10 protein-coding genes are annotated in these 12482 nt (G+C 33.4%); 9 read left to right on the forward strand and 1 reads right to left on the reverse strand.

All coding sequences use genetic code 11. From position 1 onward, the window contains the following. Window positions 1-78 precede the first annotated feature (78 nt). The 8 genes from nudC to bsdE14_RS13855 all read left to right on the forward strand — a co-directional run bounded on the left by nudC (window position 79) and on the right by bsdE14_RS13855 (window position 10090). The gene (gene nudC, locus bsdE14_RS13820; protein ID WP_264850544.1) at window positions 79-909 is read left to right on the forward strand and encodes an NAD(+) diphosphatase; all 831 of its coding nucleotides are present in this window, start codon (window positions 79-81) and stop codon (window positions 907-909) included. 22 nt (window positions 910-931) lie between these two features. Continuing rightward, complete coding sequence (gene larC / locus bsdE14_RS13825) at window positions 932-2215, forward strand: nickel pincer cofactor biosynthesis protein LarC (RefSeq protein WP_264850546.1); 1284 nt, start codon at window positions 932-934, stop codon at window positions 2213-2215. A 19-nt stretch (window positions 2216-2234) separates the two neighbouring features. After that, window positions 2235-2981 (forward strand): nickel pincer cofactor biosynthesis protein LarB, encoded by a 747-nt coding sequence (gene larB / locus bsdE14_RS13830; RefSeq protein ID WP_264850548.1) that lies wholly within the window; start codon window positions 2235-2237, stop codon window positions 2979-2981. 243 nt (window positions 2982-3224) lie between these two features. Then, on the forward strand, window positions 3225-4604 hold the full coding sequence (locus tag bsdE14_RS13835; protein ID WP_264850550.1) for a radical SAM/SPASM domain-containing protein: 1380 nt from the start codon (window positions 3225-3227) through the stop codon (window positions 4602-4604). A gap of 145 nt (window positions 4605-4749) precedes the next feature. Further along, window positions 4750-5772, forward strand: a complete 1023-nt coding sequence (locus tag bsdE14_RS13840; protein ID WP_264850551.1) for a LacI family DNA-binding transcriptional regulator — start codon at window positions 4750-4752, stop codon at window positions 5770-5772. Between the two features lie 150 nt (window positions 5773-5922). Continuing rightward, window positions 5923-7485, forward strand: a complete 1563-nt coding sequence (locus bsdE14_RS13845; RefSeq protein WP_264850553.1) for a UDP-glucose--hexose-1-phosphate uridylyltransferase — start codon at window positions 5923-5925, stop codon at window positions 7483-7485. 17 nt (window positions 7486-7502) lie between these two features. Next, entirely contained in the window at window positions 7503-8666 is a 1164-nt protein-coding gene (locus bsdE14_RS13850; RefSeq protein ID WP_435382608.1) for a galactokinase, read from the forward strand. Window positions 8667-8797: 131 nt separating this feature from the next. Further along, entirely contained in the window at window positions 8798-10090 is a 1293-nt protein-coding gene (locus bsdE14_RS13855; protein WP_264850555.1) for an ABC transporter substrate-binding protein, read from the forward strand. Between the two features lie 37 nt (window positions 10091-10127). Here bsdE14_RS13855 and bsdE14_RS13860 read toward each other — a convergent pair whose 3' ends face one another. After that, window positions 10128-11261, reverse strand: coding sequence for a glycosyltransferase family 4 protein (locus tag bsdE14_RS13860; protein WP_264850556.1), 1134 nt, complete (start codon window positions 11259-11261; stop codon window positions 10128-10130). 157 nt (window positions 11262-11418) lie between these two features. Here bsdE14_RS13860 and bsdE14_RS13865 point away from each other — a divergent pair, with 157 nt between their 5' ends. Beyond that, window positions 11419-12429, forward strand: coding sequence for a CotS family spore coat protein (locus bsdE14_RS13865; RefSeq protein ID WP_264850557.1), 1011 nt, complete (start codon window positions 11419-11421; stop codon window positions 12427-12429). Window positions 12430-12482: the final 53 nt, after the last annotated feature.

The raw sequence follows: 12482 nt of genomic DNA on the forward strand, positions 1-12482 counted from the left end.
AACGAATATTATGTAAGAAATATTCTAGCAAATTCAGTTTGAATAATGTACTATATATAGAGAGGGTGGTGACATTAAATGGACAACTTAAATAAGTATATGAGATTTATTCCAGGTATTGAACCTTTAAATGAAAGCAGTGAAGAGGATCTATGGTTTGTCTTTAGAGGCGACAAGATGTTGGTTAAAAATGTAGGAGAACAAATTGATTTTCCTAATTCAATAGATGTTAGTAACTTAGAATTTATAGATACATATTACATTGGAACTTTAAACAATAGGAATTGCTTTTGTGCAGTAGTGGATAGTGAACCTAATAATCTAAATCATCACTTAGAGTTCCAGACCTTAAGAAATATATCCATGAATTTAGATAAAGAACTTTTCACAGTATGTGCTAGAGCTTTTTCGGTAATATTATGGGATAGAAATAATAAGTTTTGTGGAAGATGCGGCAGCACTACAGAAACAAAAGCTAATGAGAGAGCTAAATTCTGTCCTAAATGTGGGTTTATAAGCTACCCTAGAATTTCACCAGCAGTTATTATGGCAGTTGTAAAAGGTGATGAGATATTATTAGCTCATAATAGAAATTTTGCTGGAGATATGTATAGTGTGGTTGCAGGTTTTGTTGATGCAGGTGAAACTTTTGAGCAATGTGTAAAAAGAGAAGTTTATGAAGAAATAGGAATAAAGGTGAAAAATATAAAATATTTTGATAGTCAGCCTTGGCCATTTCCAGATTCATTAATGGTTGGATTTACTGCTGAATATGATAGTGGAGAAATTGAAGTGGATGGAAATGAAATAGAGACTGCAGCTTGGTTTTCAAAGGATAGCTTACCTAGAATTCCACTAAAAGGTACTATAGCTAGAGATTTAATTGATTGGTTTATAGAAAATCATTAGTCTACGGGAGTGTGATGAAACTATGAAGATACTATATTATGATTGTTTTTCTGGAATTAGTGGGGATATGAACTTAGGTGCACTTCTTGATTTAGGAGTAGACAAGGAATATCTTATAAAAGAATTAGAAAAATTAAAGGTTAGCGGCTACGAGATAGTAGTTACTACTGATGAGAGAAAAGGCATAACTGGGACTAAAGTTAAGGTAAATTTGGATAGCGAAGAAGAGACTGAGCATAAACATAAACATTCTAGTCATGCTCATTCTGATCACGTTCATCACAATCATGTCCATGATGAGCATAGAAACTTGATGGATATAGAAAAAATAATTAACTCAAGTTCACTTAATGATGAAGTTAAAAAACTTAGTATGAATATATTCCTAAAGGTAGCTGAAGCTGAAGCAAAAATTCATGGAAAAGGCATAATGGAAGTTCATTTTCATGAAGTTGGTGCAGTAGATTCTATTGTAGATATAATTGGAGCTGCTATATGTCTGGATTATCTAAAGGTAGATAAGGTAATATGTTCATCGGTAGAGGTTGGTGGTGGATTTGTTAATTGTGCTCATGGGAGGTTCCCAGTACCAGCACCTGCTACGACTGAGATACTAAAGGGCATTCCGATAAAGCTTGGAGCTGTACCTTTTGAAACTACTACTCCTACTGGGGCGGCAATATTAGCAGCAACGGTTAATGAGTTTACTGATAAAAAGCAATTTACAGTAAGCAGGGTAGGCTACGGAATAGGTCATAGAGATACTGAAATACCAAATGTTTTAAGAGTTTTTATTGGGGAAGCAAAGGAAGATTCCCAAAGCAATTTAAGTTATGTTCCTTATAATAAAGAAGTTTCCGTGGATTATAATAAGGAAGATGCAAATGTTATTGAATGCAATATAGATGACATGAATCCAGAAACCTATGATTATATTATGGAAAAACTATTTAATATGGACGTTATGGATGTGTATCTCACTCCTATTATTATGAAGAAGGGAAGACCCGGAATTACTTTAAGTGTATTATGCACTGATGAGATAGAGGAGAGTGTTATTGCATTTATATTAAAGGAAACTACTACCTTAGGCATAAGAAAATATAAAGTTCGCAGGACAATACTAAAAAGAGAAAATTCAATAATCCATACGGAATATGGAAGTGTAAGAGTTAAAACTTCATTTTATAATGAAGAGAAGATAAAAGCGAAACCTGAATATGAGGATATAAAAAAGATTGCAATTGAAAAAAACTTGCCAATTAGCAAAGTGTATGAAGCTGCATGGAAAAGGATAATTGATTAGTCTGAATAGGAGATATAATATGAATACTGAAGAGCTTAAGGAAATTTTAAGTAAAATTAGCTCTGGAGATATATCCGTAGAAGAAGGTACAGAGATTCTAAGGGATTTACCATTTAAGGAGCTTGGTTATGCAAAAATAGATAATCATAGAGAAGTAAGGGTTGGTTATCCTGAAGTTATCTACTGCGAAGGTAAAACAGTAGAACAGGTTAAAGGAATTATAGAGTTTATGCTTACGAAAAATAATAATATTTTAGGTACAAGGGCTTCAGAAGAAATGTATGAAGCAGTGAAAACAATTTGTCCTGAAGTAGAGTACAATAAACTGGCTAGAACATTAACTATAAGGAAAAAAGAAATTAAAGCACCTGAAACTTACATAGCAGTGGTCACTGCTGGTACCTCAGATATACCAGTTGCTGAGGAAGCCGCTATTACTGCTGAAATTCTAGGAAATAGGGTTGAACGTATATTTGATGTAGGAGTAGCTGGTATACATAGGCTTTTCAACAGGATAGATCTTATTAGAGGGGCAAGAGCTGTAGTTGTTGTGGCTGGTATGGAAGGTGCACTGGCTAGTGTTGTTGGAGGCCTTGTAGATAAACCCGTTATTGCAGTGCCAACTAGCATAGGCTATGGAGCTAATTTTGGAGGACTTTCTGCATTGCTTGCAATGCTTAATAGCTGTGCTAGTGGAGTTAGTGTAGTAAATATAGATAATGGCTTTGGAGCTGGCTATATGGCAAGCATGATAAATAAGCTGTAGAAGTAAGAAGTAAAAAGTAAAAGATTTAGAGTGTCGAATTGTAAACTTTGAGCTAAATCAAGGGGTACAATTCGACCATTTTTTTGTTTATTAATAGAATGTAAACACTTTACAATCTAATTGACATTATTTACTATGGGATTATAATGTAGTTATACTGACTGGTCAGCCTTCATATAATTATTAATAGTATATAATTTATTAATATTTTTAGTCGATTACTTTTCGGGGGGTAATAATATTATGAATGTAATTGATGCTATGGAAAAAGGAATGAAGGATTCAGTTTTGAATGCTCTAGTTGAAGTTGTTGAAAAAAATCCAGAGAAAAATGTTGACAAGCTGTTTTCTTTGGCAAAGAAGCTTGCTAAGGATGAAACAGCGCAGCAGCAGATAGATTTTGTATTTAATTATTATAAAGAAAATCCTGCAACCTATGAACTTGTTCAAAACATACTTACTACTACAGATAAGAACTGCTTAAAAAAGTTTCTTGTTAATTTTGTTTCTAATGCAACTTGGTATGGTATGCCTAAGAGAGCAAAATATCTTGAATACGAAGATACAAAGGTACCATTTACCCTACTAATAAGCCCTACAATGAGATGCAATTTGAGATGTACGGGCTGTTATGCTGGCAACTACAGCAAAAAGGATGATATACCTTTTGAAGAGGTAGATAGAATTATAGGTGAAGCAAGGGATTTAGGTATATATTATATTGTAGTATTAGGTGGAGAACCTTTCTTCTACGATAAAATGCTAGATATTTATGAAAAGTATAATGATGTTATGTTTACACCATTTACAAATGGAAGTTTATTTAATGAGGAACTAGCTGATAGAATTAAGAAGCTCGGAAATGTATTTCCGATGTTCTCACTAGAGGGTTTTGAAAAGGAAACAGATGCAAGAAGAGGAAAAGGAACCTTTGAAAGAGTTATGAAATCCATGGATTTATTGAAGTCTAGAGGAATACTATTTGGAGTATCATCAGCTACATCAAAGTATAATATTGATACTGTAATTTCTGATGAATTTATAGATATGTTAATAGCTAAAGGTGCCAAGATGAGCTGGTACTTTATGTATATGCCAATAGGTGAGAATCCCAATGTTAATGATATGCTATCACCAGAGCAAAGACTTAGACTTGGAAGAAGGACAAGAGAAATAAGAAATACGAAGCCATATTTTACAATTGACTTTTTTAATGATGCTCCAGTTGTAGGAGGCTGCATCGCTGGAAAATACTACTGCCATATAAACTCTAAAGAGGATGTAGAACCATGTATTTTCGCACACTTTGCTTGTGATAACCTAAAAGGAAAGGCTCTAATTGATATCTTTAGAGGTCCTTTCTTCAAGGAACTTAGAAGCAGACAACCATATAACAACAATTTACTACTGCCATGTATGATGATAGATAACACAAATGTAATTAGGGAAGTAGTAACAAAGGTCCATGCTTATCCAACTCATCCTGGCGCAGAGAGAATGGTTGAGGATCCAGAGTTTATGAAAGAACTTGACGAGTTGGCTGAAAACTTTAAGCCTTATGCAGAGAAGGAATGGAAAGAAGTATTTAACGAAACTGGAAATTATGAAATGGCTAAAGGCTAAAATAAGTAATAGGTAAGAAGTAAGAATGAGGAAATTTTGAGTAGGCAAGATTTCTTCATTCTTTTTTTATTTTCTAGTTGAAATTACACAAGTAATTTGATAAGATGGAATTAGATTTAGAAAAGGTTTTCTAAGAGGTGAGAATATGTCAGCCACTATAAATGATGTAGCTAGAGAGGCAGGAGTGTCTATAACTACAGTATCTAGAGTTGTTAATAACAATTATCCAGTTAAGCAGGAAACAAGACAAAAAATAGAAAAAGCAATAGAAAAATTAAATTATAAGCCTAATGCCATGGCTAGAAGTCTTATCACTAAAAAAACTTCTATGATTGGAGTAGTGGTACCAGGAATAACTAACTTGTTCTTTCCAACTATAGTAGAAGCAATAGAGGAATATGCCAAAACTAAGGGATACAGTATCTCCCTATGTAATACAGGCGGAGACCCTAAATCAGAGACAGAGGTTGTGCAGAAGCTAGTTTCAAGACAGGTAGATGGATTAGTTGTTATTGACCCAACTATTGAAAATTTAGAAAAGGAATATTATGAAAAGCTCTCAAAAACCGTACCGATAATACTAGTAAACGGTGCTCCATCGGGTACAAAGTGCAACTTTATATGCTACGATGAAGAAATAGGAGCTTCTGAGGCTTTTAAATATTTGCTAGAACTTGGGCATAAAAAAATTGCATTTATTAGAGGGCATAAGAGTTTTTCCTATGACATAAAGGAAAGAATGTATTTAGACATGATAAAGGATGAGGACTTAAACTATACGAAGATATTAAATGTAGGTAAAGGAAATAAAATTGATGTAGTTGAGAGTACCGAAAATCAGGTTGAAAAGCTGCTTTTACAGGAAGATAGGCCAACAGCTATATTTGCTTGCAATGATTTAATGGCAGTTGGTGCAATAAATGCATGTATAAAAAATGGAATAAATATACCTGAAGATATGTCGGTTATCGGTTTTGATAACACTCTACTGGCACAAGTAACTCAACCAAAGCTTACTTCAGTAGATCAAAATATGAAGCAGATTGGACATAGAGCTGCGTTAGAGCTTTTAGATACAATAGAAAATGGAGCACAAGGCAGAAAAACTATTATTTTAGACACCAAGCTCGTAGTGAGAGAGAGCTGCGGAAAAGTAAAAAAAATATAAAAGCGTGCTATGCACGCCTTTATATTAACATATTAGAAAAGGTTTTCTAGTAAGGGTGTAAATGTCCTAAATGGACATTTACGACGAACTTGCTGGTGGGAATCGACACGAATAGGTTATCCAGTATTTAGAGTGAAAGGAGAAAATATTATGAATAAAAACAATGCGGCAATGAATCTTGAGAGGCTGCTTAACTTTGCAAAAGAGCAAAATATGATTGAGGAGCTAGATGTAATTCCCTGCAGAAACTCATTAATGGACTTATTTAAAATAAATGAACCTTATGAAGGTAAATTAGAAAATGAATCACTTGAAAGTGCAGTACCAATACTTGAAAGCTTGCTAGATTATGCTTATGAGATTGGGCTGCTTGAAGAAAATACTACAACTTATAGGGATTTGCTAGATGCAAAAATAATGGGACTATTAATGCCTAGACAATCAGAAGTTGCTAAGGATTTTTATGGTACTTGTAAAGAAAGTGGAGTTACAAAGGCTACAGATAATTTCTACAAAATGTCCATAGCTTCAAATTATATTAGGATGGATAGGATAAAGAAGAACTTATATTGGGAAGCTTATACAAACTATGGAGACTTAGAGATAACAGTAAATTTATCTAAGCCTGAAAAAGACCCAAAGGAAATAGCTGCATCAAAGCTGGTGCCACAGACTAATTATCCTAAATGTCTTCTTTGTATAGAAAACGTTGGCTTTGCAGGTACAATAAATCATCCTGCAAGACAAAATCATAGGGTTATTCCTGTAACCATTGGAGAAGAGCAATGGTACTTGCAGTATTCTCCTTATGTTTACTACAATGAACACTGCATACTATTTCATGAAAGACATGTTCCTATGAAGATTTCAGATAAAACCTTTACTAGACTTCTTGACTTTGTAGAACAGTTTCCTCACTATTTTATAGGTTCTAATGCAGATTTACCTATAGTTGGAGGTTCAATATTAAGCCATGAGCATTATCAAGGTGGAAGACATGTATTTCCAATGGAAAAGGCTCCTATTGAAATTGAACTTAGAAGTGAAGAGTATACAGGGATAAAAGCTGGAATAGTAAGCTGGCCTTTATCAGTAATAAGATTGTCAGGTAAAAACAAAGAAATGCTTAAAGAGCTTTCAGTTAATATGTTAAAGGCTTGGAGGGAATATAGTGATGAGAAGCTAGGGATATTAGCATTTACTAAGAAAGATGGTGTAAATATACCTCATAATACAATTACACCAATTGCAAGAATAAATGCTAGTGGCGATTATGAAATGGATTTAGTTCTAAGAAATAATAGGACTAGTGAAGAACACCCTGATGGAATATATCATCCTCATAAGGAATTACACCATATAAAGAAAGAGAATATAGGGCTTATTGAGGTAATGGGACTTGCGGTACTGCCAGCTAGATTGAATAAAGAGCTTAAGCTAATAGAAGAAGTGCTATGCGGAAATGACAAGCTTTATAATGAAGCAGTCAATATGGATAGTCACGAACTTAACAAGCATGCAAAATGGATTGAAGAGCTTGTAAGTAAATATGGAACAAAAAATACTTGCGAAAATGCAGAAAAATATATACAAAAAGAAGTTGGAAACAAGTTTTTAAAGGTACTTTTGGATGCAGGAGTATACAAAAAGGATGAGGCTGGAGCTAATGGCTTCATAGGTTTTATGAAAACTATGGGTTTTAAATCAATTTAATTTATAAGGAGGTTGAAATTATGGAATTAATGGAACTTAAAAAAGAGTTTACTAAGCTATATGGAGAAGGTGAAATAAGAGCTTTTCATTCACCAGGAAGAGTTAATCTTATAGGTGAGCATATTGATTATAATGGGGGATATGTATTCCCTTGTGCTCTTGAGTTTGGAACCTACGCTTGCGTTAAGGAAAGAGCGGACAATATTGTTAACCTAGCTTCTACTAATTTTGATTTAAAGGTCTCAGTTAATCTTGATAATATTGAGTATAAGGTTGAGGATGACTGGGCTAATTACCCTAAGGGTGTTATAAAGGTAATGATGGATAAAGGCTATAAGATATCTGGAATGGATATTTTGATAAGTGGAAATATTCCTAATGGAGCAGGGCTGTCTTCATCCGCATCTTTGGAGGTTTTAATTGGTGTTATAATTAATAATTTATTTAATCAAAGTAAAATAGATAAAGTAGAGCTGGTTAAAATAAGCCAAAAGGCAGAAAATACTTTTGTAGGTGTTAATTGCGGAATAATGGATCAATTTGCGGTTGGCATGGGGAAAGCAAACAAGGCAATACTATTAGACTGCAATACTCTTAATTACAGCTATGCAGATGTAAAGCTTGAAGATTATTCACTTGTTATTATGAACACAAATAAGCGAAGAGCTTTAAATGAATCAAAGTACAATGAAAGAAGAGCTGAATGTGAGGAAGCTCTTAAGGAAATTAATAGAGAAAAAGAAATAAATGCTTTATGTGAGCTTACAACAAAAGAATATGATTCCCTAGAAAGTCTTATAGAAAAAGAGAATGTAAGAAAGAGAGCAAGACATGCCGTATATGAAAATGAAAGAGTTAAAATGGCATTTAATTGCTTAAATGAAGGAAAACTTCAAGAGTTCGGAAACCTCTTAGTACAATCCCACAATTCCTTGAGAGATTTATATGAAGTAACAGGTATTGAGTTGGATACTTTAGTCGAAGAAGCATTAAAAGCTCCTGGATGTATAGGAGCAAGAATGACGGGTGCTGGTTTTGGAGGATGTGCCATAGCTCTTGTAGATAAATCACATATAGACGAGTTTGCTAAAACAGTTAAGGAAAACTATGCGAAGGCTATTGGATATGAACCAAGCTTCTATTTCAGTGGGATTGGAGAGGGCACAGAAGAATTAGCATAAAATACATGAAATATAATGTCCTTCCTTGTATACTATGGACTTATATTAAATTTAGTTATATAATATTGGAAATGCTTTCCCATTAGTATATTACAAACTTAAGATAAGAATATAGTCAGGGAGGGATTTTTTTGAGGTTTAGAAAGTTAGCATTTGCAATGACCATGATTTCTTTAGTTACTGTTTTTACGGGCTGCACAAAGCAGGTTGTGCCTCAGACACAAACGGTAAAAACACTTGAAGGCAATCTGGAAATATGGAGTACAAAAAATACTGCAAAGGCGCTAAGAGCAGCAGTAGACAATTTTAAGCAAAAGTATCCTCAGGTTGAGATAAAAATATTAGATATGGAAACAGCGGATATATATCATAAAATAGAGGTGGGAAGTGTTGATAAAACCTCTCTCCCGGATGTTGTGATGATAGAGGATTATAAAATTCAATATATAGTTAAAAATTACCCCCAGCTTTTTTTAGAAGTCAGTGACATACTTGGTTCAGACAAGGATAAGTTTATAAAAAATAAATTAGATGCAGTAACTGTAAATGGGAAAATGTATGCCATTCCATTTGAAGCTGATCCTGTGTTAATGTTTTATAGGAAAGACTTGTTTGATAAAGCTGGTATCAACACTTTAAATGTAAAGACTTGGGATGATTATATAGAAGCAGGAAAAAAAGTCACTAAGATTTCTAATCAAAAATTGATTCCACTTACAACCGCAACTGATGAAAGCTATAGGTTTTTATTAAATCAGTTAAATACCTCTTATTTTGATAAGGATGGTAAAGTAATTTTAAATTCGGAGAAGTCACAAAAGGCGCTAGAACTTATGATGAAGTTATATGGCAATGGACTTGCATATAGCTATGATTCAAAGGCTGCCTTAATGAATTCATTGAAGAATGGGAATGTAGCATCAGCTATGCTTGGTGCAAGTAATATTGACTTTTTTATGAATAGCATACCAGAACAAAAGGGAAAGTGGGCTGTGATGAAAGTACCTGCTTTTGAGCCAGGTGGAAATCAATCAATAATATCTGAAGGTAATAATTTAGCTGTTATTTCCAGTACAGCCAGCAAGAAGCTGGCTGGTGAGTTTTGCAAATTTGCAGCTGTAGATATAGAAACCGAAAGCTTTAATTTAAAAAGTCAGAGTTTACTATCTTCCTATATTCCAAGTTATGATGCAGAAGTTTTTTCAAAGCCTAATGAATATTTAAACAATGAGAAGGTTTGGTTTCAAACTTCTGAATTATCGAAGCAAATTCCAAGTATAAATTATTCAAAGAACTATGATTATGTAAGAAATGCAGTTATTGATGCTGAGGCAAAGATTATAGTGAAAAATGAAGATATGAATAAAACTCTTGATGATCTCCAAGCAGATATGGAAAGTAAAACGTCAGAAAAGAATAAGTAGCAAAAAGTGAGTGCAAATGCGCTCACTTTTTTATATGCTATAGATTAGTTTCTAAATAATTATAAACTTCTGTATAGGCCTCAAGGGTTTTTTTTGAGGTGTTTTTCCAAGAAAACTCTGAAGCTCTTTTAAGTCCTTTAACCCTTAATTCAGCTTTAATTTTGTCGCTACATAGAACTTTTTCTATTGCATCCATAAGTTCAGCAGCACTATTAGGATCAATAAGCATACCTGCATCTCCAACAACTTCAGGAATAGAGGTTACCTTAGAAGTAATTACTGGGGTACCACAGTTCATAGCTTCTAATGGGGGCAGTCCAAAGCCTTCGTATAGTGAAGGATAAACAAAGACTTCACTGCCACAATATAAAATGGGAAGGTGATCTTCTGGTGCAAAACCAGTAAAAATTATTTTAGAAGAAAGGTCTAGATTGGTTGAAAGTTCAGTTAGTTTTTGACCATCATCCCTATTTGCTCCAACAATTACAAGATTATATTCTTTATCAAGCTTTTTATATAGTTTTGAAAAAGCTATTATAAGGGAACGAACATTTTTCCTTGAGCTAAAGCCACCTATATAAAGGATAAATGGTTTGGTTATATTATATTGTTCTTGTAAAAAAGCTCTACATTTTTCCTTATCTAGCGGCTTATATTTACTATCTGCTGCAAGAGGGGTTACATAGATCTTATTTTCATCAATGGGAAAAAATTTTAAAATATCTTTTTTGGACCATTCAGATACCGTTAGAATAGCTGAGGAATTAGCAACTACCTTAGGCATCTCCTTTAAAAATTTTGTAAGATAGCCCTTTCCTACTGTTTCAGGCATTACATAAGGTATTAGGTCGTGTATAGTTACAATGCTTTTGCACCTTATGTCTTCAGATAAGCCTATTCCATTTTGAGGTATATGATAAAGGTCTATTTCTTCCTTTGATAAATTATATGGAAAGAAATATTGCTCAAAGAATCTATGATGCTTTTTTGAAGCCATAAGTAGCCTTGTATTTTCTTGTTTATATTTCTCATAACCATAACCGGACCAATATATATGATAGTAATTTTCTGAATCTATATTAATTAAGTTTTCAAGGAGTTTTTCAGTATAAGTACCTATGCCAGTCCCCCTATACCAATTGATACCTCGAGCATCAATTGCAATTCTCATCCAATCCTCTCCTCTTAAATTGATGAATACAAACTAAAGCTTTCTTTTTTCTTTATATATTAATAATATTAAAGGCTGCTTAAAAATGTTCCAATAATCACACACTTATCTATTCTTTCATATAATACAATTAGAATACTATTTTGGAGGTAGCCACTTGGATATAGCTGAAATAAAAAAGCTAGTGCAGGAAAGCTATGGTTTTCAAGTCATAGATATAGAAAAGATAAAAAATGTATATAAGATAAAAACCTTTGATAAATGCTTATGTCTAAAGGTGATTAGGTATAATTTTAATCATTTCTTTTTTATAGTAAGCGCTATTAAACATCTACAAAATAATGGTTTTGAAAGAATACCTGAAATAATTAAGACCATGGACAATAAAGAATATATAGAACTAGGTAAGTATTATGCCTACTTAACTCCCTGGGTTAATGCAAGAATATGTAATTATGATAACCCACTAGACTTGGAACTGGCGGCTTCAAAGCTTTCAGAGTTACATAAAAAAAGTATAGGCTTTGAAGTTGATAGCAGAATGCAGCCAAGAATAGGATGGTTTAAATGGATAGATACCTTTTTGACCCGAAGAAAAGAAATATTAGACTTTAAAGCTTGCATACAAGCAAAGGAACAGAAAACTGAATTTGACACCCTTTACCTAGATATGATGGAAGAGGAACTATTTAGAGCAGATATGTCAGTAGAAAATCTGTGCAATAGTAATTATTTAGTTAAGATGGAAAAAGAGATTTTACTAAAAGGTTTTTGCCACCATGACTATGCACATCATAACGTACTGGTGAGTGATAGTGGGAAAGTAGATATTATTGATTTTGATTACTGCATATTAGATACGCATCTTCATGACTTAGCAAGTCTTCTCTTAAGAGCAATGAAGCATGGTAAATGGGATATAGATACAGCAATATATGTAATGGATGCATACAGCATTATTATGCCGATAGATAGCTTAGATATACCTATAATGGCAGCTTTTATGGAATTTCCACAGGATTATTGGCAAGTGGGTATTCAATATTATTTAGAGAAACAGCCTTGGGAAGAAGATTTCTTTCTTAAAAAACTGAAAAAAACTTGTGAAGACACAGAGGAAAAACAGGAATTTATTGAAGAATTCAGGGAGTACATTTATAACGGGTAATTTACCGATGGGAATCGGTACGAATAAGTTACCCAGTGTTCCGAGTGAAAGGA

The organism is Clostridium omnivorum (genome assembly GCF_026012015.1).
Classification (GTDB): Bacteria; Bacillota; Clostridia; order Clostridiales; family Clostridiaceae; genus Clostridium_AX; species Clostridium_AX omnivorum.

What these genes read in the sequence shown, in the direction of transcription:
- bsdE14_RS13840 (WP_264850551.1), top strand. Translation starts at nt 4,750, where the DNA reads ATGTCAGCCACTATAAATGATGTAGCTAGAGAGGCAGGAGTGTCTATA.
- nudC (WP_264850544.1), top strand. Translation starts at nt 79, where the DNA reads ATGGACAACTTAAATAAGTATATGAGATTTATTCCAGGTATTGAACCT.
- bsdE14_RS13835 (WP_264850550.1), top strand. Translation starts at nt 3,225, where the DNA reads ATGAATGTAATTGATGCTATGGAAAAAGGAATGAAGGATTCAGTTTTG.
- bsdE14_RS13845 (WP_264850553.1), top strand. Translation starts at nt 5,923, where the DNA reads ATGAATAAAAACAATGCGGCAATGAATCTTGAGAGGCTGCTTAACTTT.
- larC (WP_264850546.1), top strand. Translation starts at nt 932, where the DNA reads ATGAAGATACTATATTATGATTGTTTTTCTGGAATTAGTGGGGATATG.
- larB (WP_264850548.1), top strand. Translation starts at nt 2,235, where the DNA reads ATGAATACTGAAGAGCTTAAGGAAATTTTAAGTAAAATTAGCTCTGGA.
- bsdE14_RS13860 (WP_264850556.1), bottom strand. Translation starts at nt 11,261, where the DNA reads ATGAGAATTGCAATTGATGCTCGAGGTATCAATTGGTATAGGGGGACT.